At 52.5% G+C, this 23,986-nt stretch carries 19 protein-coding genes and 1 tRNA gene; 6 read left to right on the top strand and 14 right to left on the bottom strand.

The features are described from left to right. Positions 1–18 precede the first annotated feature (18 nt). Positions 19–1,455 (bottom strand): histidine kinase dimerization/phosphoacceptor domain -containing protein, encoded by a 1,437-nt coding sequence (locus QA596_10645; protein MDG5767923.1) that lies wholly within the window; start codon positions 1,453–1,455, stop codon positions 19–21. Positions 1,456–1,946: 491 nt separating this feature from the next. Between QA596_10645 and QA596_10650 the strand changes: the two genes are divergently transcribed. Beyond that, positions 1,947–2,033 (top strand) — tRNA-Leu (locus QA596_10650). Positions 2,034–2,253: 220 nt separating this feature from the next. Here the strand turns inward: QA596_10650 and QA596_10655 are convergent. The 3 genes from QA596_10655 to QA596_10665 are packed head-to-tail and all read right to left on the bottom strand — an operon-like array spanning position 2,254 to position 6,157. Next, positions 2,254–4,053 carry a PAS domain S-box protein gene (locus QA596_10655; GenBank protein MDG5767924.1) on the bottom strand — a complete coding sequence of 600 codons (1,800 nt, stop codon included), beginning with the start codon at positions 4,051–4,053 and terminating at the stop codon, positions 2,254–2,256. 3 nt (positions 4,054–4,056) lie between these two features. Then, a complete protein-coding gene (locus QA596_10660; GenBank protein MDG5767925.1) occupies positions 4,057–4,497 on the bottom strand; it encodes a response regulator in 441 nt (146 codons plus the stop codon). Next, positions 4,484–6,157 carry a PAS domain S-box protein gene (locus tag QA596_10665; GenBank protein MDG5767926.1) on the bottom strand — a complete coding sequence of 558 codons (1,674 nt, stop codon included), beginning with the start codon at positions 6,155–6,157 and terminating at the stop codon, positions 4,484–4,486. The genes QA596_10660 and QA596_10665 overlap by 14 nt, the downstream gene beginning before the upstream one ends. Positions 6,158–6,639: 482 nt before the next feature. Between QA596_10665 and QA596_10670 the strand changes: the two genes are divergently transcribed. Further along, positions 6,640–7,620: a cytochrome c peroxidase gene (locus QA596_10670; GenBank protein ID MDG5767927.1), complete on the top strand. Its 981-nt coding sequence runs from the start codon at positions 6,640–6,642 to the stop codon at positions 7,618–7,620. A gap of 124 nt (positions 7,621–7,744) precedes the next feature. Here QA596_10670 and QA596_10675 read toward each other — a convergent pair whose 3' ends face one another. Continuing rightward, positions 7,745–9,532: an AMP-binding protein gene (locus tag QA596_10675; protein ID MDG5767928.1), complete on the bottom strand. Its 1,788-nt coding sequence runs from the start codon at positions 9,530–9,532 to the stop codon at positions 7,745–7,747. Between the two features lie 43 nt (positions 9,533–9,575). On the opposite strand from QA596_10675, the gene QA596_10680 reads away from it, so the two are divergent. Continuing rightward, complete coding sequence (locus tag QA596_10680; protein ID MDG5767929.1) at positions 9,576–9,845, top strand: hypothetical protein; 270 nt, start codon at positions 9,576–9,578, stop codon at positions 9,843–9,845. A gap of 118 nt (positions 9,846–9,963) precedes the next feature. Here the strand turns inward: QA596_10680 and QA596_10685 are convergent, their stop codons facing one another. Both QA596_10685 and QA596_10690 read right to left on the bottom strand, forming a co-directional pair. Further along, complete coding sequence (locus QA596_10685; GenBank protein MDG5767930.1) at positions 9,964–10,176, bottom strand: cold-shock protein; 213 nt, start codon at positions 10,174–10,176, stop codon at positions 9,964–9,966. Between the two features lie 131 nt (positions 10,177–10,307). Continuing rightward, a complete protein-coding gene (locus QA596_10690) occupies positions 10,308–11,150 on the bottom strand; it encodes a hypothetical protein (GenBank protein ID MDG5767931.1) in 843 nt (280 codons plus the stop codon). A 158-nt stretch (positions 11,151–11,308) separates the two neighbouring features. Between QA596_10690 and QA596_10695 the strand changes: the two genes are divergently transcribed. The 3 genes from QA596_10695 to QA596_10705 all read left to right on the top strand — a co-directional run bounded on the left by QA596_10695 (position 11,309) and on the right by QA596_10705 (position 14,611). Then, positions 11,309–12,742 carry a YjiH family protein gene (locus QA596_10695; GenBank protein MDG5767932.1) on the top strand — a complete coding sequence of 478 codons (1,434 nt, stop codon included), beginning with the start codon at positions 11,309–11,311 and terminating at the stop codon, positions 12,740–12,742. Positions 12,743–13,071: 329 nt separating this feature from the next. Next, positions 13,072–13,914, top strand: a complete 843-nt coding sequence (locus tag QA596_10700) for a hypothetical protein (protein ID MDG5767933.1) — start codon at positions 13,072–13,074, stop codon at positions 13,912–13,914. Positions 13,915–14,239: 325 nt separating this feature from the next. Then, positions 14,240–14,611, top strand: coding sequence for a response regulator (locus QA596_10705; GenBank protein MDG5767934.1), 372 nt, complete (start codon positions 14,240–14,242; stop codon positions 14,609–14,611). Between the two features lie 57 nt (positions 14,612–14,668). Here the strand turns inward: QA596_10705 and QA596_10710 are convergent, their stop codons facing one another. From QA596_10710 to pulA, 7 genes are all read right to left on the bottom strand, one after another. After that, the gene (locus QA596_10710) at positions 14,669–15,361 is read right to left on the bottom strand and encodes a sulfite exporter TauE/SafE family protein (GenBank protein MDG5767935.1); all 693 of its coding nucleotides are present in this window, start codon (positions 15,359–15,361) and stop codon (positions 14,669–14,671) included. Between the two features lie 125 nt (positions 15,362–15,486). Further along, positions 15,487–17,778, bottom strand: a complete 2,292-nt coding sequence (locus QA596_10715; GenBank protein ID MDG5767936.1) for an HAD-IC family P-type ATPase — start codon at positions 17,776–17,778, stop codon at positions 15,487–15,489. 94 nt (positions 17,779–17,872) lie between these two features. After that, complete coding sequence (locus tag QA596_10720; GenBank protein ID MDG5767937.1) at positions 17,873–18,514, bottom strand: cytochrome c; 642 nt, start codon at positions 18,512–18,514, stop codon at positions 17,873–17,875. Beyond that, a complete protein-coding gene (locus QA596_10725) occupies positions 18,514–19,089 on the bottom strand; it encodes a cbb3-type cytochrome c oxidase subunit II (GenBank protein ID MDG5767938.1) in 576 nt (191 codons plus the stop codon). The genes QA596_10720 and QA596_10725 overlap by 1 nt, the downstream gene beginning before the upstream one ends. Further along, a complete protein-coding gene (locus tag QA596_10730; protein ID MDG5767939.1) occupies positions 19,086–20,513 on the bottom strand; it encodes a cbb3-type cytochrome c oxidase subunit I in 1,428 nt (475 codons plus the stop codon). The genes QA596_10725 and QA596_10730 overlap by 4 nt, the downstream gene beginning before the upstream one ends. After that, complete coding sequence (gene ccoS, locus QA596_10735) at positions 20,503–20,712, bottom strand: cbb3-type cytochrome oxidase assembly protein CcoS (GenBank protein ID MDG5767940.1); 210 nt, start codon at positions 20,710–20,712, stop codon at positions 20,503–20,505. The genes QA596_10730 and ccoS overlap by 11 nt, the downstream gene beginning before the upstream one ends. A gap of 339 nt (positions 20,713–21,051) precedes the next feature. Continuing rightward, positions 21,052–23,985 (bottom strand): pullulanase-type alpha-1,6-glucosidase, encoded by a 2,934-nt coding sequence (pulA, locus tag QA596_10740; protein MDG5767941.1) that lies wholly within the window; start codon positions 23,983–23,985, stop codon positions 21,052–21,054. Position 23,986: the final 1 nt, after the last annotated feature.

The raw sequence follows: 23,986 nt of genomic DNA on the forward strand, positions 1-23,986 counted from the left end.
ACGTTTGATGTGGCGGGATCATTTCCGCCCCAAACCGCCGCTAGCAGGGCTCCCGTTCACGGCATGGAATCGAAGGGTAAAATGGCAGCCGCTTTCTGCCGACTCCAGCCGGCAGGTCCCCTTTATTTGGCGGGAAAGCGTCCGGATAATGTGCATCCCAAGGCTCCCGTTCCGATGCATGCAGAAATCATCCGGCAGGCCGATACCATCATCTTTAATACTCACCCGGATCTCTCCGTTATCGTTGGCCAGTGACAGGGACAGCTCTCCCTCGTGACGCCCCGGGAACGCGTGCTTGATGGTATTGGTAGCGACCTCATTGACAATCAGCGAACAGGGTATCGCCTGATTGACATTCAGATAGACCGGATCACAATCATATTTCAGGCGGATATCAGCTTCCGGCTCAAACATGTCGACAAGATTCTCCGTAAGAAACCTTAGGCTTTCGGCAAAATTGATGCGAACAAAGTTGTCCGTCTTGTAAATGTGTTCATGGACGTTTGAGATCGTCTTGATGCGCGAGACACTATCCATCAGTTTGAGCCGGAGGCGCCGATCGGTTTCTTCCTCGGCCTGAAGCTGCAGCATTCCCGAAATAACTGCCAGATTGTTTTTCACCCGGTGATGAACTTCGGACAGCAGGATATCCTTCTCGCCAAGTGATTCCCTGATACGCTGCTGTTGCATTCGCCTTTCGGTCACATCCCGTTCAATGGAGACCCAGTGCGTGTAGTTGCCAGTGTTGTCGGTAACAGGTACGACCGAGATGTGCATCCAGAATTTTTCCCCACTCTTCTTGTAGTAGAGAAGTTCGGCTTTGGCGGGTCGCCACGCTTTCATTTCCGAAAGCAGACGCCCAAGTTCCTCCTTGTCGGTTTCCTCGCCCTGAAGCAGATCGGCCGGTTTGCCGATGACTTCGTCCCGCGAATATCCGGTTGTTTCACAATAGGCATCATTGACATAGATAATCCGCCGATCGGCATATACCGTCGGTTTTGCTTCAACAATAACCACCCCCTCACGCGTATGGGTTATGGCGGATTCCAGCAGTTCCAACTCCCGATCGCTCTTCGTTCTCGGGGAAATATCCGAAAGTGTCTGCAGGATAAACGCGACGCGGCCGGTGTCATCATGAATCGGAACGTGTTCCACCTTCCAGCATGTGTAGTGCGTCAGGAAACCGGCTTCGCCCGGCATCACTTCGCAGCTGCAGGTGAGGGTATCGCTGTTACCCGTGCGTACGACCTTTTGCAACGAAGCGTTAAACTGCACCCTGCAGGTTTCCGGCAAGCGCTCGTGCAGTAATGAAAAGAGTTCGGCCGCCTGCAGCCGGTCCGGTATGCTCCGGTCACCGTGAATCTGATCCAGATACGAATCATTCACCACCGAGACCTCAAACCCGGCGGAGTCAGGCAGGATAATCGCCGCAGGACACGGCAGGTTCCTGAACATTGTCAATAAATGTTCACGCTTGAGCATGATTGTCTCTTCGCAGACAGCCCCGGCCGGTCCGGACAACTATGAAATCCGGTTTTACCCTCAATTCAATTATTTTCTGACAGATAATGAATTATTTGCACCCTGCATCAGTCAGAATGGTTGTGGCGAGAGCCGGTGGCAGTCAAAAATGGTTGAAAAAAATGGCAATGTTAAAAATATGGAATCATCGTCAGCGTACATGCGCAAAATGGGTCTTCATACAGCGCGATGATTTGGACAAATATGACCTGAAATATGTGGTAATTTTGCCTGACGCCAATATACTGCTTTCTATAAGCGTCTGCAAAACACTCTGTGATTTCCGACTGGCACAGGTAAGTGCCTAATTGTGCCTGGGAACCTCACTGACCACTTTCCGAATTCAGTGACAAAGGATGCGTGAATGCGGCATTGTACAATAGCATCCTGTACTTTATCTTATGTTGATGTCAGGTTACGCACGTGCCGCCGTGGTGGAATTGGTAGACACGATGGACTTAAAATCCATTGGAGCTTAAAACTCCGTGCCGGTTCGAGTCCGGCCGGCGGTACTCACAAACCCTAGTTCTGAAGCGTTTTTTCAGATCAAGGTTTCTTCCTCACTCTTCTGTTCAACACAAGGTAGTGGAAGGCACGGCTGGTTCGGTACGGCAATAGTACCTGGTTTCGTTTAGTTTTTTCGTGTCCCAAGGACTACGTAGTCGGCCTCTGCTGCCGGTATCCGGGCACCCAACCGGTAGTCCAGGCATATCCGCTGGAGCTCTGAAGCACCTAGAGATTACCGGGGAAGCGGGCCTCTACCCTGAGCCCTTTGCCGGGAGCAGATTCAAATTCCAAATCGCCTCGCAGCTGCCGGACCAACCCCTGGATAATTGTATAGCTGAAGCTGTTGGAACCGGTCAGAGCAGCTGTATCCGGCACGCCTGCGCCATCATCCTGCACAACAATTCGGAAGCCCTCCTCTTCTCCTTTCAGTATTACCCGTATACTCCCCGAGCTGCGCTTGATAAAAGCGTGTTTGTAAGCATTGGTAATGACTTCACTAATGAAGAGTGTCAATGGAACCGAAATATTCATATTAAGCATGATTCGATCACACTGTGCATCAATAGAAATGTCCTTTTCTTCCGGTCGGCAGGTATCGTGCAAATAGCCCACCAGACGGTTTATCAGCTTTCCGGCATCAATCTCGGAAAAATTCTTGGTCTCATAGACAAGCTCATGAACCAGGCTCATCGACATGATGCGCCGCTGCAGGTCACTGAACATTTTATCCGGATCCGTATTGTCCGTTTCGGAGGAGACAGACTGCAGTTCCAGCAGGCTTGAAATAACCGCCATGTTGTTCTTTACCCGGTGATGTATCTCCGAAAGCAATACATTTTTTTCTTCAAGGTTTTTTTGAATGATTTCCCTTGTGATGATTTGCTCGGTGACATCCTCCTTAACCGCCAGGTAGTGAGTAACATTGCCTTTTTCATCCTTGATGGGCGAGATGGAAGCCGACTCCCAAAACATGGTGCCGTCCTTTTTCTTGTTCTTCAACTCCCCTCTCCACACATCCCCTCTGGTAATGGTATCCCAAAGCTCCTGATAAAAACTCTTTGAATGCTCGCCCGATTTTAGAATATTCGGATTCATCCCCAAAACCTCATCCAGCCGGTAGCCGGTAACTTCCAGGAACTTGGGGTTGACATATTCGATGCGCCCGTTACGGTCGGTGATCACGACGCTCGCCGGACTCTGTTCCACCGCCCTGGATAATTTCCGAAGCTGGCGCTCTGTCCTGATTTTCTCCGTAACATCGTGAATGACGGAATGCAGGTACCCTTTGCCCCCGATGGTAATGAGGCTGCTGAAAACTTCCACATCCACAATGGTTCCGTCGGCTCTGCGATGGCGAAAGTGAAAATGGATTTTTTTTCGCTTTCGTGCCCGTTCCATCTCCATTTTTATGGCTTTGACAGAGAGCGTATTGATCTGCGACATATTCATCCCGACCAGTTCATCCGGAGCATATCCGTAAAACCGGGAAGCCGCATCATTGGCCTCGATAATGGTGCCATCCTCCGGATCGATGATCAACTTAACCGCCGAATGATGCTGGAACATATTTCGAAACTTTTCCTCGCTCTCTTTCAGTGCTTCCTGGGCACGTTTTCTCGAAGAACGCTCCGCGGCCTCATCCAGCGCCCGCTTTACCGAGAAGGGAAGGCGATCGGGCCGGTCCTTAAGTACATAGTCTACAGCTCCCTGTTTGAGAAGGTCAATCGCCGTTTCTTCACCTATTGATCCGGAAATACAGATGAACGGCACATCCGGACACAATTTGCTGCTGATTCGCAATGCCGCGAAGGCATCAAAGGCCGGAAGGGAAAAATCGGACAGAATTACATCAAAAGTATTCTCACTCAGATAACTGGTAAATTCCCGCTCGTTTTGCGCATGGGCAGCATCCAGAACATAACCGGCTCCGATCAGCTGCTCGCTGATGAGTTCATAATCCGGAAAGGAGTCCTCAAGTATCAGCACTTTCAACGGGACCCCTTTTATGTCCTTATGGATTGCCATCACCTACAATTCAGGAGGTTGCTCATTTAACATCGCCCAGAAAAAGCCAATCTCTTTCACGGCGTCAACAAATTCTTTAAAGGAAACCGGTTTCACCACGTATGCGTTCACGCCCAGCTCATAACATGTTTTCAGATCAGGATCTTCGCGCGATGAACTGAGTATAACGACCGGAATCATCCTCAGCTTTTCGTCACCGCGAATGGCTCTCAGAACTTCAATGCCATCCATTCGGGGCATTTTAATATCGAGAAGGATAACGGCCGGATTTCCGCGGTTTCGATCTTTAAACTCACCCTCATACTGCAAATACTCCATTGCTTCGACACCATCCCTCACGGCGACAACACGATTTACCAGATTGTGTTCCGACATCGCCTCAAGAGTCAGTTCCACATCCTGGGGGTTGTCTTCCACAAGCAGGATCGTATCAAGTTTGACCATGTGTTTCCTCACTGTTAACGGGTATGGAAAAATAGAATGTAGCGCCGTGATCCGGCTGCCCTTCCGCCCAGGCCTCGCCGCCATGCTTCCGGACGATCCGCTGCACGTTGGCCAGTCCGATGCCCGTGCCTTCAAATTCCGACTGGTTATGGAGTCTCTGGAAAACTCCGAAGAGTTTGTGGACATATTTCATGTCGAAACCGGCTCCGTTGTCTCTTACGAAATAAACCATTTTATCCGGCTCTTCCCGGAAACCAACACTAATCACGGCCTGATCTACCCTTCCGGTATATTTGACGGCGTTTTGCAACAGATTAATCCATACCAGTTTCAGCAAACCCGCATCCCCGAACACACCGGGCAGATCCGAAACATCCCAGGAGATGGACCTGTCCCCCATATCCTCTTTCAGATTCTCAATCATATCCCGGACCATTGTGTTCATATCCACCATCGCGTACCGCAACTCCTTCCTGCCGGTCCGGGAAAAGTTGAGCAGTTCCTCGATGAGCGTACCCATCTGCTGGGAAGAGCGGGTTACCATGTCTAAATAGTGACGGGCTTTCTCTGAAAGGTCATCGTTGTATCGGCTCTTCAGCAGGTCCACATAGCCGCTTACATGCCTGAGCGGTGCCCGCAAGTCATGGGAAACCGAATAACCGAACGCCTCCAGTTCACGGTTGGAAGCTTCCAGCTGGGCCGTTCGTTCACTGACCTGCTCCTCAAGCTCCATATTCAGTTGCCGGAGTTTCTCTTCATACTCTTTTCGAATGGTGATGTCGTTGGCCAGCGCAAGCCGCGCCGGCCGGTTTCTGTAGGTGATACTGTGTGAAATAATCTCCACCGGAAACACCTTCCCGCATTTGGTTCGGTGCCTCCATTCACCGGAATGGGTGAAATCACCCGAGGATTCTCTAACATTGTCCATCAGGCGCTCCAAATCCTCAGACGGACGTATTTCGGTGATGTCCATCTTCAAAAACTCCTCCCTGTTGTACCCGTATTTGGCAACCGCGGCCCGGTTCACATCCAGAAAACGGAGGGATTCCAGGTCGTATAAAAGCATCGGCAGCGGGTTGTTGTGAAACAGAAGCCGATATTTCTCTTCGCTCAGGCGTAACGCCTCTTCCGCCAGTTTTCGCTCGGTGATGTCGATATGTGTGCCGACCGTCAGCTCCGCCAGCGTACCGTCCGACTTTTTCAGTGTCTGCCCGCGTGACCATATCCAGACGATCGAGCCGTTCTGATGCGGCATTCTGAAAATCTGTTCGTACATGCCGACCGATCCCTTTTCCAGATACTCGAGAAAAGTACGGAGCGCACGATCCCGATCTTCCGGATGAACCAGATTGAGCCATGACTCCCGGATGTTATCTTCATTTTCCGCCCTGAAGTCCGACGAGTCGTACCCAAGCATGGAATAATACTCCGGGCTGCACCACAAATAGCCGGTCCGGTGATGATACTCCCACGCTCCGGTGTTGGATACGGATACAATGGACCGATACCGCTGTTCTTTGTCTTCCAGATCCTTCTCGATCTGCGCACGTTCGGCCATACTCTTTTTGAGCTGCCTGTTCTGGAAATATAAGGCCAGAAGCAAAAGCAGTAATCCGGCCATCCCAATGACCACCACAATCCACGCCGTTCTGTAATCCAAAACCATCCACGATGCCCCGGCCGATGTGACATACACGTCCGGAACAACCGGGAGAAAACCCGAGCAAATATGGTAAGTAGCGGAGTGCATGGTTGACCTGCTATGGGTGGATAAAGGGCCTCACATAACAAAATCTCAAAAAGAATCTTCGGAACCAACCCTGCCGGAAGCATTTGGACTCGATTTGCAGGTTATCGCAAACGGGAGCTACGCCCCGGCAGGACGACAGGTGGATTGTAGTCATCCGGCAGATGTCTGAAAGACTCAAGTCCGTCATGTTTATGTAGATACCCGTCTCCCTGTTTTCTATATTGATGATGGGTTGTTTTCCATCCGGCGTCACTTTGTTCTGCAATATATTCTGTGCTTTAATACTGATAACGCTATCCGGTTCAAGCGATAACCGGCTTCCTGCAAACATGATATAAATAAATTTCGGGGGTTTCAGTATGTCGTCACATTTCCGTTTTTCCCTGCTTTGTATGATTATTGTCACCACCGCAGGCTTTTTTCTTGTCACCAGTTGCGGCAGTGATGAACCCGCACTTCGGGCTGACGTATCTCCATTGTTTGAACCCATTCCACCGGAAGCGCCCGTACCGGAAGACAACCCCATGACTCCGGAGAAAGTCGACCTGGGCCACAAGCTTTTTTTCGAACCCCTGCTTTCAAGGTCCGGGATCATTTCATGTAACAGCTGCCATGTTGTCGGAGCGGCGGGAGTCGACCATCGTGACGTGGCGATTGGCGAACAGGGCCGGCTTGGTCCGCGCAACACACCGACCGTCTATAACGCGGCTTTTCTGAAAGCGCAATTTCTGGACGGCAGAGCGGAAACCCTTGAGGAACAGGCAAAAGGCCCGATTCAGGCGCATGTCGAAATGGACCTCACACCGGAAGAGGCCATAGCTCGGCTCGAAAGAACCGGCTACCGTCCCTATTTCGAGCAGGCATTTCCCGAAGACGAAGATGCGCTTACCTTTGAAAATCTTGCCAAAGCCATCGCTTCTTTCGAACGGACTCTCATCACGCACGGGTCACCTTTTGACGATTACCTGGAAGGAGACGATCAGGCACTTACTGAAATGGAGCTGGCAGGATTGCGCATTTTCGAACAGAGCGGATGTCTGGGATGCCATCACGGCCCATTGCTTGGCGGACGATCATTTACCCGTTTTACCCACGCAGCCAACAAGCAGGGAGAGGATATGGGTCGCTATAATGTAACAGGGGATCCTTCCGACCGGTACGTTTTTCGTGTTGCGCCACTCAGAAATGTGGAGCTGACCTACCCGTACTTCCATGACGGATCGGCTGAAACTCTTGAAGAGGCTATCATCATTATGGGCGAAAGTCAGACCAACCTCTCATTCAACGATGAAGAGGTGGAACAGCTGGTGGCCTTTCTGAAAACACTCACCGGTGAATTCCCGATTATCGCACATCCGTCGCTTCCGAGATAACGACCCACTCACATCAGCTGCGGTGCATTGTGTAATGACATATCATGCAATGCACACCGCACTCATGTTTACAAAGCGCCTCCTTTTCGCACAAAACCGGCAAGGCACAAGTGCTGCCACCTTATCAACCATCACTCACGTAGAGATAGCGTTTGATTTTGTGCGTCGGTGTTTTTTCGAATGGTTCGGTCTGCTCAATGATCTCGCTGATTTTTGAAAACGAAGCCAGGTTAGCGTTGGCTTCATCACGAATTGAAACCAGCAGTTTTTTGATAAACTGGCCAATTTCCGTTTCGGTCATTCCTCTTGCCGACAGGTCCTCATCCAGTTTCTCATAATTCAGATGGACCCGTGCAACCAGTTTTCGGTTCTGCATGAACACCAGCGACTCCAGAACATAGTCCGAGCGCATCAGCACCGACTCAATGGCCTCCGGATAGATATTCTCACCGCTCGCACCGAGAATCATGTTTTTCAACCGGCCGCGGATGTAGAGGAATCCGTCCTTGTCGAAAGATCCAAGATCGCCGGTACGGAACCATCCGTCATCGGTAAATGACCCGGCCGTGCGTTCGGGATCCTTGTAGTACTCTTTCATCACCCCGGTTCCCCTCACCTGTATTTCGCCGACTTCACCCATGAAGGATCCGGTTTCCCGGATGGCCGGTTCCCCACCCATCTCCTCGTTTCTGATATTCGGATCGATCCGAACTTCCACGCCCTCCAGGGGTTTTCCAACCGAGTAGAGCCGTGTCTCTGTTTCGTTGCTGCCGGTCAAAATAGGCGCGGTCTCGGTCAGGCCATAGCCAACCGCATAGGGGAATCCCGCTTCCCGCATGAAGCGTTCGACTTCAGGCGCGATGGAAGCCCCGCCGATCGGAAACATGCGCAGCTCCCCGCCGAACACGTCCATCAGTTTTCGGCCGGCTTTGCGGTGAATCAATTTCCGGAATGCTGCAACCTTGTAAGTGGCACGCACCAACCTTTTTTTACGGATTTCCGGCAGAATCCTGTTTTTGTACATTTTTTCGATGATGAGCGGCACCGACAACATCACGGTCGGCCGGACCTGCTGCAGTGCCGGCAAAAGGACCGGCGGCGTGGGCGGCTTTTCAACATAATACACCGAGGCGCCGATCATCATGGGCATGGCCAGCCCGACCGTGCATTCATAGACATGCGCCAACGGCAAAATGGACAGAAGCCTGTCTGTATATCCGACATCGACGATCTTGTCCAGGCCGATGGCATTTTTTACAATGTTGCCATGGGTGAGAACAACCCCTTTGGAGTGGCCGGTCGTCCCCGAAGTGTAAATAATTGATGCCGGCGCGTCTTCCGGCACATCCTGGGAAGCCAGTCCCACTTTTTGCAGCGCCATATGCTTGATGCGCTTCAGCTCTCTGCTCCCCTCCGCGTACAATCGTCTGAGCCGATCTTTGCTCCACTCAGGGGAAATGACCGACAGGTTGTCCATCAGAATGACGGCATTCAGGCCGCCCAGGTCGAACTCTTCTACCTTATGATAGAGTCGTTCAGAAACAAAGAGCGCCGAACTATCGGAGTGCCGCAGTATGTGATGAATTTCCGTGGGATGGAAATCATTCAGCACCGGCACCGCAATCGCCTTGATGGAAGTGATGCCGAAATAGGCTGCAACCCAGTTCGGACTGTTTTCGCTGAGGATGGCTACGCGGTCACCTTCCTCAATACCATTTTCCTTCAGGAAAGAGGCTACTTTGGAGATTTTTGCTTCCAGTTCGCTGTAAGTGGTGGCTTCCCGGCCGGCATATCCAACAGCGGGGCGGTCGCCAAACCGGGTGACGGAGCGCTGCAGCAACTCCGGCAATGTTTTTTCTTTTAGCTCTTCCCTGTGCCCTTTCAAGGGCGTACGTTTCTTATTAGCCGGCATAGTGCTTACTTAATAGGTTCCCCAACAAGCTATTGAAACACCCTTGTATCAAACCGAATTTGGTTCGGCCGAACACACCGCTACCTGGACTGACAAAGCGTCAAACGCTTCAATCCCGCTCAGTGAACAAAAATTATTATCACAATCATTACATGACGTACGTCCGGATAAGGACACGTTGCAAAATCCAGAGCACCCGGCCTTTTTCATCAATCAGAATAAAGAAAACGCGGGAGATACAGGACCTGCCGTTCATCATGAAAAGCATCAGGAGGACAAGCAACCATGGCCTGTCCTCCTGTTTCATCAATAATATTGAAGAAAAAAACCGGCAGACTCCGGAAGCGTCAACGCGTATATGTACCGCACTTCGCTTCGTTTCCTGTCAGTTTCATACTGTTGTGACAATTAGTCCGATAGGCTATATCACATTAAATTTTGGATACTTCCTTGGCCTGCAATCCTTTTTCACCTTCGGCAACGGTAAACTCTACATTGTCGCCTTCGTCCAAAGTCTTGTAACCATCCCCCTGGATTTCACTGAAATGGACAAATACATCGTCACCACTGTTGCGGCTGATAAATCCGAAACCTTTCGTCCCGTTAAACCACTTTACAACACCAGTTTCTCGTTCTTCTGACATAATCTTATTCTTGTTCTTATTGGAAATTTAAACGTAAACGATCCATTTCAATACATTCAGATTGTAAAAATGAATTTACCAAAATGGAATCTCCCGTAGAGTAGTGAATTTCTATTGCATGTGCAATTTAATTAAAAATCATCCATACCGGTATTGACCTTGACCTCCTCGACCTTCTGTATAATCTCCATACGGTCATCTGCAAGCATTTCGCGGTATCTTTCGATCTGATCTCCCATCATTTGCTCAACCATTTCCCGTTGCTGGGCGGGCATGTTTTCCAGTTCACTTTCAAACTGCTGCATCGCCTCTTCAGCCTGCTTTCTCTGCTCATCGCTTATCATGTCACTGAATCCGGTGATGACTATCACGGTTTCAAAGGGAATCATCATACCCTCGATATTCCGGTAATCACTGAAAGTGGTGACGCTTTCCACTTCACGGGCAGGCCCGCCTTCAACGGCAACATCCGCACGGAAGGTAAGCTGCCTGGTCACCCAATTCGAGGCATCCACATAAATACGGACATCCCTGAGGGCTCCTGAAACCTCCTCTTCTTCAATAAGTCCCTCCAGTTCATCCATCAGCAGGACATGCACGATATTGCCATTGTGCTCCTCTTCGCCTCCATACCTTGCCTGCTCCTTAAGTGACTGAAATACTTCCGGGGATAGCAGTGAAAAGTCGGATACCTCACCCGCAGAATAGATCCCGTCCATCCGGTCGGCCTCCAGCCTTGACCGGAAATACGGTCGGCCATCCGCATCATGTGCTTTCTGGTAGTACATGGTGTGATCCTGCATCACCATCACATAGTTATCGACACCCTCAATGGATTGCTCGTAGTGCTGCTGCATACGTTCCACGATGGAGACCGCATCTGGGTCTGCATGCTGTCCGCCCGACACACCGGCCGGCACAAGTGCAATTGAAAAAAGTAAAAAAACAACCGTAGTACTGATTAGCTTATTCATAGATTACCCCTTTGCCTGTTAACATTTGCCAACATACCGGCAACATAAATAATCCGGGCCATAACCAAAAGGAGACACTTGTGCCATCTTCCGGTATTGAATACCTTACCACCTTTTGATATTGGCAGCAATGCTGCTACTTGCACCAACCGAGGTCAATGTCCACATCCATTAATCAAAACGACCCTCGCAGCCGGACCGAACCGGCGCACAACAATCACGGAACAAGCGCCGGGGACCATGCGAAACAGCAACCCTTCTCGCGAAGGGCCCTGCTGACATTCCTGCTGCCCTCTTTGATCGGTATCGGCATGTTCCTCATACCCATTGCCATCGACGGGTCGATTAACGTGGGCATGGGATTTCTGGCATACGGTCTGATGGATCTTCTGGGTGAAATGCTGCCTGTCGTTGCCGTTGCCATCTTCTGGATATCAGTACTGGTTACCCTGTATGTCAAATCGGCCGAACCGGCCTGGTCGCGTACCGGACCCATGCACGAAATTTTTCAGATCAGCGCCCTGTGGCTGTCCCTGAGGGTGGCCGGAGCCCTGCTTGCTACACTGACCCTGTTGCAGATCGGTCCCGATTTTATCATCTCCGACGATACGGGCGGACTGATGCTTGGCGAGCTGATCCCCGTCCTCTTCGCTTTTTTTCTGTTCGCCGCCATTTTCCTCCCCTTTCTGGTCGACTACGGGTTCATGGAATTCATCGGCAGCCTGGTCCGGAAACCGTTCCGATGGATCTTCAATCTGCCCGGCCGAAGCGCTATCGACGCAACCGCCTCCTGGTTTGGATCCGGTACTGTCGGAGTTCTCATCACCATGCAGCAATATGAAAACGGGTTCTACAGTCGCCGGGAATCTGCCGTCATTGCCACCAACTTTTCCATCGTATCCATAGCCTTCAGTCTGGTAGTCATCAATTTTGTGGGGCTCAACCACATGTTTCTCCAGTACTATGCCACTGTTGTGGTTTCGGGGATCATCGCTGCCATCGTCATCCCCCGGCTCTATCCATTGTCGCGAAAACCGGACAGCTACTACGAGCCGGTTGGGCAACAAATAATTGAAGAACAGCAGTACCCGGGAGGATTATTTCGGGATTCTCTGCACAAAGCCATGGCCCGGGCCAGCAAAGCTCCGGGAATCCGGGAGCTGGCCGGCAAATCCTCAACCAATGTAGCCGACATCTTTTTCTCCCTGCTGCCGCTGGTGTTTGCCATCGGTATCGCGGCACTCATTCTGGCCGAGCATACCCCGCTTTTTACATGGCTCTCCTACCCCATGATTCCACTTCTCCAGGTGCTGCAGATTCCGGATGCCCACGCTGCCGCTCCCGCCACCCTCATAGGATTTGCCGACATGTTCCTCCCCGCCGTGCTCGCAGCCGGTATCGAAAGCGAACTGACCCGGTTCGTGGTTGCTGCTTTGTCCGTCAGCCAGCTTATTTATATGTCGGAGGTCGGCGCGCTGATCATCAAATCCAAGATCCCGCTAAATCTCCGGGAGCTGATCATCATATTTCTGCTGAGAACCCTGGTGACACTTCCCGTCATCACCCTGATGGCACACCTGCTGTTTTTCTGAAACTCCGGCCCAGAGGCCCAGACACCAGGCTATCCGAATTACGCCCGGCCCAGAGTAGTGATTTCCAACTACCGGCCAGTGCCTTTCGGCAGGCATACCTGGATTACGCGCCGGCACAAACAGCAACCGGAAATTCATGTAAACGATGTCGGCCTAACCTATGTTTACATTGTATACCGCGACCGTAAGGCACAGATTAAGAATGCCTTACCCGCAATTCGTAAATTCCTTGTCGTTTGTTGATAATCCATATGATTATCAACATATTTGACACCTTCTTCCATATATGAATTGCGAAACCTGTTAATTACGAATAAAACCCCTCTTCTATGTTACGAAAATCATATATCCTGCTGGTTTCATCCATACTTGCGTTTACAGTCTGGAGTTGTGACGATGACAGCCCAACAGGCCCTGACCTCTCGGACGCACCCGAGTCACCTTCCATGGACCATGTGGAAATGGATCTGTCGGTTTTTGAAAACGCAGAAAACTACGGAGCATTCAAAGCCATGGATCCGGAATCCTTCCTCAAGGAGCTCCCGACTCTTGCGGACCACCATGAACTCAGCGCCTATGAGCAGGCCGCTTTTTTCGCTGCGGCTGCAGAGATGTATTTCCAGATCATGGGACAATTTCCCAACATCTTTTTTGCGCATCAGGATTGGGGTGATCCCTCCCTTGACGGAAACACCTGGGTTTGGGAATGGAGCTTTGCCGCGGAAGGTGAATCCATGACCATGACGGTAACAGCCGAGTCAGTTGACGATGAACGTCACTGGGAACTACGGTACACCACACAGGGAATGGATGGCCAGGACGACCTGGATAACGAGTTGCTCATAGCCTCGCAGGTCAGGCTCGACGGCTCCGGAGGATCCTGGCAACTGTATGACTTCTTCGAAGACGACCCGGTTTTTCTCGTTGATTATGCACTGGAAGATGAGATAACCACCATGGTCGACATGCACTTCTTCGAGGAAGAGGACGGTCGATTCTATTATGAGCGCGACGGAAGCCAGAGCATACTTGAGCTCTGGGATGTGGTTTACGGTGGAAACACCACCATAGAGTGGAACAACGAGACGCACACCGGATCCATTCAAAGTCCCGAATATCACGGAGGCGACCGGGTTTGCTGGGATGAAAATTACACCCGGACCGAATGCTGACCCTTTGTCTTTACAGCCTGTCCGGAGTACCAAAAGGCTGCTGAAATACTGATATCTCAATAATTCCGTTTTGAACTGAATTATCGACATGAGCAAACGCTTCCCCGAGGCGTTTGCTCTTTTTTTATTCATGCACCGGAACCTCTTTCATTCCGGATTTGTGACACGGTTTGTCGACATACTGTTTTTCGTCACCCATCACCGGCATATCCCGATTCCCGAAACCATTGATGCCTATAGTTTTTTTGCAAATTGCCGATAACTAATAGTGATCAATTAAAAAAGCACAAACAGATCATCAAATCGGTAGAAAAAGGAATCCGAAATGTTAAAAATTCTCAGTGTGGAAGATGATTATATCGCTTCCTTCATGCTCAATGAGCAGATCGAACGAATGGGGTACTTTATGGTGGATACCGTTGAAACCGGGGAGGATGCCGTTGAACTCTGCCAGTGGATGAAACCCGATTTGATTCTCATGGATATCACTCTCAATGGTGACATGGACGGCATTGAAGCATCTGAAAAAATCACGGAAGAGGCCGGCAGCGTTCCCATCATTTTCATCACCGGCATTACGGATCCGGAGATACACAAAAAAGCCAGGGTGCTAAATCCGCACGGCTTTTTTACCAAGCCTGTCAACGTCAAGGCGCTTCAGCAGTCCATTGAGGAAGTGTTCAAAAAACATCGGTGACGTCGGCGCATTGCGTCTGACGCCAGGCATCTTAATGCCGGATTACTGAACATGTCGCTAGTGGCAACTTCCCTGCCCCGATGACAAATCCGGACTGATAAACGGTATGCCCAGTGACAGGCCCCGCAGTATCAGCAACAGTCCCACAAGTACCGCCAGCCAGGGAATGGCCTTCTGCAGCCGCAGTTGCCAGGTGCCGGTGAGCAACCCGGGAGAAACGGCCATCATAAACATGACCGGTGCCGTGCCAATCCCGAACAGTGCCATATATATCATCCCGTTCAAAACTCCTCCGGTAGTAAGGGCCGCCGCCAGGGCGACATACACCAGACCGCATGGCAGGAAACCATTCACAATCCCGATCAAAAACATAGACTGGCCCGTGCCAGCACGCATCAGCGGCTGCATGACGCGATGAAAAAAAGCGCTGATGCCGGAAAACCATCCTTTTTCCAGAGTCCATGAGCGATTCCACACCACCAGGGTCACAAGCACGATTCCCGCACCGGTGATAACCGACAATGCCTGCTGATACCCCACGAGCCAGGCGCCAAGCCCCAGCAGTCCCAGTACCGCTCCCATCATAGTGTACGTTACCGCTCGGCCGGCGTTATAGAGCACCCTGCCCGAAACATACCTTGCCCATGCATCCGTTTTGCCCGGCAATGCCACGGCAATGGGGCCGCACATGCCGATACAGTGTGCCGAACCGGCAAAACCCAGCAGAAATGCTGTCCAGAAAAAGTCCATTTTAATCGCTTTTATGAGTTGTCAAGTAGCCTGGTTGCTATCGTTTACCGATTGCGGTTATCATGCGCCCGCATACTCGGTAAAAATGTTTTAATATTGTGTGCGGTAGTACCGGTTTTCTGTGCCTATGTGCCGGCAACGCCCGCCCTGAGCAAATCGCTCTCCACATGCCGGTTTACATCTTGCTCGAGCCGTCCCAGCGAAGGCTGGCTCTTACGAAGCGAAAGCGCATGCATCGTTACAAAAAAGGAGCTCAGCATCATTGCGAGGATCGCGAAAAACGGGTGCAGAAGTCCCGTGAGCGCCACACCGATTCCAATAATGTTATATATAATCGCCCAGAAAAAGTTGCCGCGGATGGTCCGTCGGATTCGGCCGGAAAAGGTGAGCATCTCGGATATACTCAACAAGCTCGGGTGAAATAGAACAAAATCGGCATTATTCCGGATACTCAGAGAGCCGGTATAGACACCCACGCCGAGATCGGCCTTGTTGATGGCCATCAGGTCGTTGGTGCCGTCACCTACAAAAAGTATCCCCCCATGGCTTTCCCGGTACCGATCCACCAGCTCCGCCTTCTCCTCGGGAGAACATCCTCCATGGTAGTGAACCTTTGCGGTCACTTCCGGCGGCAGAGCCGTTTCCGCCGGGGCCGGATCGCCGGTTACCACCGCCACTTCCATCCCGTTCCGTTCATGAAGCTGCATAATCGACTCCTCCAGATGAGCGCGGGGCGGTTGATAGACCCTCAGGCGCATCATCAGCCGGCCGTCCAGAAACAGGCCGAAATCGCCGTCTGCCAAAGACTCTTGCCCGGCAGCATGGCGATTGTTGACCAGGAGCAGGGAATGGACTTTCGCACCGTTGTCCGCAGCCTGCCACTCCGCCCTGACACCCTGACCGGGTATCAGCCCGGTATTGCACACAGGCAGGGGTACCAGTTCGTGCTGAGCCAGATAGCGCCGGATGGCCCGGGCAAACGGATGGGTCTGCTCCAACTCCATGGCACCGGCCAGGCGCATCAGCCGTTCGACCGGCCAGGCGGGATCGTCGGTTACCCGGTTGAGTTCCCGCAATGCAACACCCTCGGTCAGTGTTCCCGTTTTGTCAAACATCACGAGTTTGATGTCGGAGAGCCGCTCCAGTGCGCTGCTCCCCCCCATCGCGACAATACCGGTTCGGTGCAGGCGCTGATGGGCCACCCAAAGAGCCGACGGAGTCGATATGGCGAATGCGCACGGACAGCCAATCAGCAATACGGCCAGAAACACTTCCAGGGCCTGGGCGGCGGTATGATGATACAGATGCCATGCGAGTCCGGCGAATGCCGTAACGATCACCGCCGAAAGCAAGATACTGGCGCCGCGGGATGCCACGCGCTCATAGTACCCCGGACGCGAACGCATCGCCCTGGCCCGGTTCATGTAGGACGAAAGCGTTGACTCGCGAAATGGCTTTATGACGCGCAGTAAAACCTCACCATCAATGCTGATACTTCCGGCCGATACGCGGTCTCCACGCTCCTTTCTGATGGCATCGGGCTCACCGGTCAGGTGCGACTCATCCATAAACCCGCCACCCTGCTCAACAACCGCGTCAAAAAGAACCGGCTGACCGGCCTCGGTGAGGGTGAGGTCGCCCGGCCCCAGTCGTTGGACCGGCACGCGCTCCGACGGTTGAACTCCATTCGCACCAGCCGCCTCTCCGGTGCTTTCGACCGAAACCTTCAACACTTCCGGCAGGGAACCCGGCTCCCAGATCCTCGCATAGCCGGACAGGCTCTTCTTGATTCTGGTATCGATCAAAAGACTTCCGACATAAAAGGTGAGGATCATGGCTGAAGTCTCGAAGTAGGTGTTTCCGGACAGCGTATCATAGCCTGAGATGCCGGCGATTCCGGCAATTCCGCTGCCTGCCAGCGTATTCCAGGCCGAAAGGATGTACGCCGCCCCGGAGCCTGTAAAAATGAGCGAAGCCAGGCTGAGCCTGCGGTCGCGGACCTCCCGCTTTAGGTTGTCGAGAAACGGGCCGGCCAGCAGAAACATGACCACGGTTGCCAGCCCGAGACTGATGTATCTCAGAAAAACCGGAGCCTGTTCCGCCTCGAAATGGAGGGTCAGGCTGATGAATATCAGGAAAATGGAGGAGATCAGAGCGAGGGCAAACCGAAGATAGAGCAGGTTTAACGGGGACAGGCGATCCGAACCTGTGGAAGCGTCCTGTCCGGTACCGGTATGTGCGCCCGGGCGACGCTTTGTTCCATCGGCTGCACCGGAACCGTTAGTATCACTGCCGGTTTGGGACGGACCTCTACCGGCGGATGTCCCGGCAGACGGGGTCGGTTCCAGAGTCCCGGACTTGCCGGCCGCCTCCGCCTCTGAGTAATAGTGTTCGTGCTGCTCCATCTCCCAGACCATCCGGCACCCGAAGCAGCAAAACAGGGGTGAGTGTTGCGGGGCCCGATGGGTGGATCTGACCGGCAGACCGCAGTGGGTGCAAACCGAAGTATGTTCAGTTTTCGATAAAGGCATCGAGCTGGCCTTCCGTCCATGCAGCGGTGCGGTCTTCCGAGGCGTTTCGCATTTCGGCCACTTCCTCCGGAGTAACCTCCGGAGCCTCATTTCCAAAAGCGTTCCGGATGTAGGTAACTACCGAGGCAACCTCGTCATCCGAAAGCAATCTTGCGAACCCCGGCATGGCGGCGTTATAGGTGACACCATTCCGGACAATTTGCCCTTCAAAGCCTCTCAGAACAATTTGTACGGGCCGCTCCGGGACTCCAATCACCCAGTCGGATCCGGTCAGCGGCGGGAAAGCTCCCTCAACACCGGAACCATCCTGCTGATGGCACGCCTGGCAGACCCGCGTATATACCTGGCGGCCGGTCACCATCATATCCAACTCTTCCGGGGCATCTGATACGGCCTGCGGTTCAGTAAAAAGCACATGAGGGCGGTCAGATATCTCCCCGAGGTATCGTCCCATATAGAAAAAGCCGAATGCGAGGGTGAGAATGATAACTGCGTACATCCACAAGGGGCCGCGCTCGTTTCCCTCTTCGGGAATTTCTTCTTCGCGCTCCATAGCGGCCCGGTGCAGCTCCTCAATGCTGCGATCGTCGTCGAGGTCGCCGAAATACTTTTCATCCGCCATCAGTCCACTCCGGTAATTTGCTGATCCAGTGAAATCAGATACGCCACCAGGTAGCGCGCTTCGTCGGTCGGCAGCACTTTACTGCCTTCGATACGATATTTTTGCGGCAGGCTGATCCCTTCCCTTCCCGGCCGGGCATCCTCGCTCACAACTTCAAAAAGCCAGGGGAACGGTGGCATGATGCTCTCATCGTTGATCGCCCTTGGCTGATACAGATTCAGATAGTGCCAGTCGCGGCTGGGCTGACGCGCGCCGATATTGGCGAGATCCGGTCCGGTGCGCATCGTTCCCAAATTGTGCGGCAGCAGATTGCGATAATCGGTCGCCAGGCTTGCCCTGCCCCATCCCCTTTCAAAATCCGCACCAAACCCTTCCGGGCGCACCTGTTTGGAGTGACAGTAGATACATCCTTCCCTGACAAAAATGCGGTGGCCTTCGGTCACTTCGAACGGTGTGAAATACGCCGGCTCTTTCACCCCTTCATCAATAAACAGTTTGGGGAGGATGGTGAGGCCGAACATGGCGATCAGGAACGTGGCCAAAATCCCGAAAAGCAAAATGGAATAACGTATCATACGGCAAACTCCTTCCGGATTTTTTCCCAGAGCTGGGGGGTGGCGGGTCGTTCGCCCGGAGCAAGGACCATTTTAATTACGAGCCAGGCAAAGATGATGTGACCGGAAGCCATGAGCAATCCGGATACCGACCGTGCGATCAGGTATGGGATGGTCATGGTGACGGTTTCGGTGAAAGGCACATCGGGGTTGTTCATGTCCCAGCCCTGGAACAGACCGATGTACTGGAGGGCGACGGCATAGATGATAATTCCAATGGCTGTCAGCCAGAAGTGCCATTTGATGAGCGCCTTTGAGTGCCACTCCCGCAGGGTAATTCTGGGGATGATATAGTAACAGGCACCGAACAGCATCATGGTCACAAAAGCGTACATGCCGATATGGGCGTGAGCTACCACGAAGTGGGTGAAATGGATGACTTCGTTGACCGACCGCAGCGCCTGCATGCTGCCCTGGAGGCTTACAAACGTGTAACTCATGGCGGCAAAAACCACAAACCTGAGTGTCGGGGAATACTTCACGGCACTGAAAGAACCGACCACCGTCATGTGATGGTTAACGGCAACGACCACGACGGGGATCACCATCATCACACTGGCCGAAATGGATATGGTGACAAACCAGGTTGGCAGCGGCGAACCGATCAGATGGTGAAATCCGTTCCAGTTGTAGAAAAGTGCAAGGCCCCAGAAGCCGAGCAGCGACAATCCGTAGCTGTAGATGGGACGGCCGAGCACTTTGGGGATGAAGTAGTAGGCGGCGGCAAGCCCAATCGGAGTAAACCAGAGACCCAGAGCGTTATGAGCGTACCACCAGTTCATGCCGGCCTGAACGGTGGGAGTATCAAAAATCGGAAGTGATGAAACGAGTCCGAGCAACGGGAACCAGAGAAACGCCGCCAGGATATACCAAACCGAGACGTAGAGTTGTTTGATGGTGCGGGTTGCCAGCATCAGGAACACGGATACCGACATGACCAGTACACAGAGTACGATGACCACCATGACCGGCACCGGGAACTCGAGCCACTCAATCCCACGTGAATGTCCTGCAAGGATTTGGATACTGCCAACAAGCAGTACAAGGTTCCAGACCGCCCCTGCCACCATGATGTATCCCCTCAGGTGAATAGGTGTTTTCAGCAGACGGCTGAAGATCCAGAGGGCAACGCCGGCACCTGTCATGGACGCCCAGCCATACACCATGGTATTCAGGTGAAGCGGCCGGACCCTTCCGAAGGTCAGCCAGCTCCAGCTTCCGAGCCAGTCGGGCAGATGCATTTTGACGGATGCCACCAGGGCGAGTACCGTACCGAACAGCAACCAGAAAATGCCCGACAAAATCAGAAAAAGCACAACATAACGAGCGCTTTTGTCCAGATCAGCGACACTGTATTCCCTTTTTTGCCCTGTATCAGGACTCACGCTCTTTTGTTTCATTCTTGTCATCCTTGAATATTTGATCCGTGCGTTTTCCGGCGGGTTCTTCCTCGTCGAAGGGAAGCATGCTCCCCCGCTGAATCCGGTCGAACTGGCCGGTAAAAAACGCCCATAGAAACAGCCCCAATCCACCGCCGATAATCAACAATGATGAGAGCAATAGTATTACACCGCCAAAACTCATAATCCGACTGATTAGGTGCTGTTGAAGCACCGGAAGTCTGATCTTACTGGTCTGCTCCGCGAAAGTGACATCCACCAGAACTACCGGCCAGGCAGTTGCCAGGAACGAGATCGTTGACAGCCGGACTACATGACGTCATGCACCCGACACGATATTCAGGTGCTGTCTTGCTGCGGAAAATAACATCAGCTTCTGTTTCAAGTTGTGCAGATCACAGGGCCCACACTGAAAATAATCTTGCTTGTGGAAGCGGGGTCCGGCCCGTCATCTGCCCGAAATAGTAACTCTCGAAAAGGTATTAAATCGGTTTCACAGTTCAAAAAAAAACTCAGAGCGTGGTTACAGGTCGTTGCAGGGAAACTCTCCCTGCTGGTCCTGTACCGGCACGATGAAGACCACTGCTGTAAGCGGCGGAAGATAAAAATGCCCCTCGGTAACAGCTGCCTCCTTCACGACAGAATCGTAGCCATCTCTCAGCACAGGGTGCAGCACGGCCCGTTCAAGACCCGGAAACGTCTGTGGCAGAGTGAATTCACGCTCCTCCCTGTCGGCATTGAACAGGATCAGTACACCGTCCAGGTCTTCGTCCAGGTGATCACCCGCACATGGGCCATCGGCAATACTCATGGCGATTATTCCGGGCTCCTGATCGGGCCCCGTATTATGAAATACCAGTCTTCGGTGAATATCTGCGGCGGTACCGAGGCGGAACAGCGGCGAGCTGTAACGAACCTTCAGCTGATCGAGAAAAATTCTGTGTGCCAGCTCCATGTGGTGCTGCTCCACGTTCAGGCCGGACATCCGCAGGAATTCGCGCATGAGATCCCATCGTTCGCTGTTATCCCATCCGGGAGGAAGCCCGATGCCCCAATTGTGAGTTTGCAGGCTGAAGTCGACGGCATTGTACCAGTCTCCCGAGTCAAAACTGTTGCGATCGAGCGACTTGGAGCGGAGGATATCGGTTCCCATCTGATAGAACGGCACACCCTGGCCGTAGTTGATGAACGCGTTGCTCAGGAGATGCACTCTTACCCGCTCGTCCATGGTCATATCGACCGGCAGTTTGACCTGCGTATTGTCCCAGAGCGTTTCGTTGTCGTGCTTGTCGATGTAGTTTACCGACTCTTCCGGGCGTAGGGCGAATCCGATCATTCCGGTGGCACCGTCAACGCGTTCGCCATGCCGGTTGACATAGGGGTAGGTGGCAAGGTTTCCGGCCATACCCACGCGAATGAGATCTGCCGCCTCCAGGAGTATGCCAAGGTTCTGCTGCTGATCTGGGTTTGCTTCCTCGTTGGGAAACAGGTAGAGGCCGCTGGCAAAGCCTTGTGCACGGCGATTATCCGTTACATTTCCACCGCGGATGGCGTCGCGTATGCGGTCATTGAAATTGCCTATTCCTGTTCCGCCCATATTGAACTGGGTGGCCTGCTCAAATATGCGATCGTCCGCCACTTCTCCGAAATTCCATCCCTCGCCATAGACATAGATATTGTCCCCGTCCACTCCGTCCTCTTCAAGCGTCAGTTCGGCGAGTGCCAGTTTGAGGTTTTCCATCACATAGCGGGGATGATGGCCCATCAGGTCAAATCGGAATGCATCGATTTTGTATTCACGCGCCCAGAGCAAAACAGAGTCGATGATCAGTTTTTCCATCATGGCGTGCTCGGCGGCCGTATTGTCGCAGCAGGTTGACGTCTCCATTTCACCAGTGTCGGGATGATACCGGTGATAGTAGCCCGGGACCACTTTGTCGAGTACCGATTGGGGCGAAAGGCCGGAAGCGAAGGTGTGGTTGTAAACCACATCCACGACAATATGCAGCCCGACCTGGTTCAGTGCCCGAACCATTTCCCTGACCTCCATTATGCGTGCCGGGCCGTCCGGATCGGTGGCATAGCTGCCTTCGGGCACATTAAAGTGTAACGGGTCGTATCCCCAGTTGAAACCATCATAGGAAGCAAGCCCCTCCATCCTTCCGGGCAGATAATAGGGTTTCTGAATCTCTTCAGTAGCCGGATCCTGCTCAGCCAGCTTTTCAAACACCTCCCGTATGGGAGTTGCACCATACTCGTTACACCGTTCTGCGATCTCAGGGTGGTCTATAAAATCACAGATGCGTTCGTATGGATGATGGAGATCCACGCGATCGGCCGGATCTTCGTTCACCGTGGCGATATCATTAATCGGCAGAAGATGAACATGTGTAAGCCCCGCATTGGACAATCGCTGCAGGTGAGTCATGCCCCGCGATAAACTGCGGTCTTCCCGCCCGTTGTGGGTGAATGCCAGGTAGGTGCCGCGGTGTGCCTCAGGCACCGACGAATCAAAAATACTGAAATCCCTCATGTGAATCTCATACAACGATATATCGGTTTTATTCGGGAGGCTTTTTTTCAGGCTTCCCCAACCATCGGGCATAAGGCTCTCATCTCCTGACAGATCCACTAATTGGCTGTATTTACTATCTGTAGACAAACTAACAGAGTAGGGATCCGTTACATCAAACGTGTTCACCTGATTATTTTCATGATGATATACCGTCACTTCAAAACGGTAGAGCATCCTGTCAAGATTCGACTTTTCACCGCTAAATCGCCATACACCATCCAACGGAACATCCGCTTTGTCGTGATTATCCGGGCTCAGATGGTCGGCGTGCAGGGTCTCAATCCGCTCTTTCTCCCTGTTGTATAAATTCAGGGTCACATTTTGCGCAGTGGGGGCCCAAAGCGATACGGTAATATGCTGCCCGTCGTAGCGCGGACCCAGGAGGCCGTCATAAGCATATAAATCATCGATAACATGCGGCATCTGGACTCTGGTGGCGGTCAACGGCCTGCCGTTTTCGTCATAAGCAATGGCCACGAGCTGTCCCTTGACTGCCCGCCTCACCGTTTCTTGATCTGCGTTAACCGAGAACACCGGGCGCCCGGCGATATGACGCATGCGCTCAACCCGTTCATCGTCCAGATAAGCGTGTTCTCCCACTGCAATAACGTTGCCGCCGGTAACTGCGTCGTGGTCCACCCTGATATCCGCCTGATGGCTATACCGAATCTCGCGAGTTGCGGTTTGCGGTCCGCTGTCCCAGACCAGGCGGTCGATGGCAACCCAATGAGCGGAAGCGCCCACCACCCCGTTGTCCACCGGGGTTTCCGGATCGTTTTCCTGCGAAGCAGTGCTACCATCCCCCATAACAGCACAGGAAGCAATGATCAGCGACGCACTCAAAACCAGAACTATCATCACAAACCAGGTCATATTTCTCATG

It is taken from the genome of Balneolales bacterium ANBcel1 (genome assembly GCA_029688905.1).
GTDB lineage: Bacteria > Bacteroidota > Rhodothermia > Balneolales > Natronogracilivirgulaceae > SLLW01.

Bases quoted from the DNA above. Each gene is read 5' to 3' on its own strand.
- QA596_10645 (MDG5767923.1), bottom strand. From the start codon at position 1,455: ATGTTCAGGAACCTGCCGTGTCCTGCGGCGATTATCCTGCCTGACTCC.
- QA596_10655 (MDG5767924.1), bottom strand. From the start codon at position 4,053: ATGGCAATCCATAAGGACATAAAAGGGGTCCCGTTGAAAGTGCTGATA.
- QA596_10660 (MDG5767925.1), bottom strand. From the start codon at position 4,497: ATGGTCAAACTTGATACGATCCTGCTTGTGGAAGACAACCCCCAGGAT.
- QA596_10670 (MDG5767927.1), top strand. From the start codon at position 6,640: ATGATTATTGTCACCACCGCAGGCTTTTTTCTTGTCACCAGTTGCGGC.
- QA596_10675 (MDG5767928.1), bottom strand. From the start codon at position 9,532: ATGCCGGCTAATAAGAAACGTACGCCCTTGAAAGGGCACAGGGAAGAG.
- QA596_10685 (MDG5767930.1), bottom strand. From the start codon at position 10,176: ATGTCAGAAGAACGAGAAACTGGTGTTGTAAAGTGGTTTAACGGGACG.
- QA596_10690 (MDG5767931.1), bottom strand. From the start codon at position 11,150: ATGAATAAGCTAATCAGTACTACGGTTGTTTTTTTACTTTTTTCAATT.
- QA596_10695 (MDG5767932.1), top strand. From the start codon at position 11,309: ATGTCCACATCCATTAATCAAAACGACCCTCGCAGCCGGACCGAACCG.
- QA596_10700 (MDG5767933.1), top strand. From the start codon at position 13,072: ATGTTACGAAAATCATATATCCTGCTGGTTTCATCCATACTTGCGTTT.
- QA596_10705 (MDG5767934.1), top strand. From the start codon at position 14,240: ATGTTAAAAATTCTCAGTGTGGAAGATGATTATATCGCTTCCTTCATG.
- QA596_10710 (MDG5767935.1), bottom strand. From the start codon at position 15,361: ATGGACTTTTTCTGGACAGCATTTCTGCTGGGTTTTGCCGGTTCGGCA.
- QA596_10715 (MDG5767936.1), bottom strand. From the start codon at position 17,778: ATGGTCTGGGAGATGGAGCAGCACGAACACTATTACTCAGAGGCGGAG.
- QA596_10720 (MDG5767937.1), bottom strand. From the start codon at position 18,514: ATGGCGGATGAAAAGTATTTCGGCGACCTCGACGACGATCGCAGCATT.
- QA596_10725 (MDG5767938.1), bottom strand. From the start codon at position 19,089: ATGATACGTTATTCCATTTTGCTTTTCGGGATTTTGGCCACGTTCCTG.
- ccoS (MDG5767940.1), bottom strand. From the start codon at position 20,712: ATGAGTTTTGGCGGTGTAATACTATTGCTCTCATCATTGTTGATTATC.
- pulA (MDG5767941.1), bottom strand. From the start codon at position 23,985: ATGAGAAATATGACCTGGTTTGTGATGATAGTTCTGGTTTTGAGTGCG.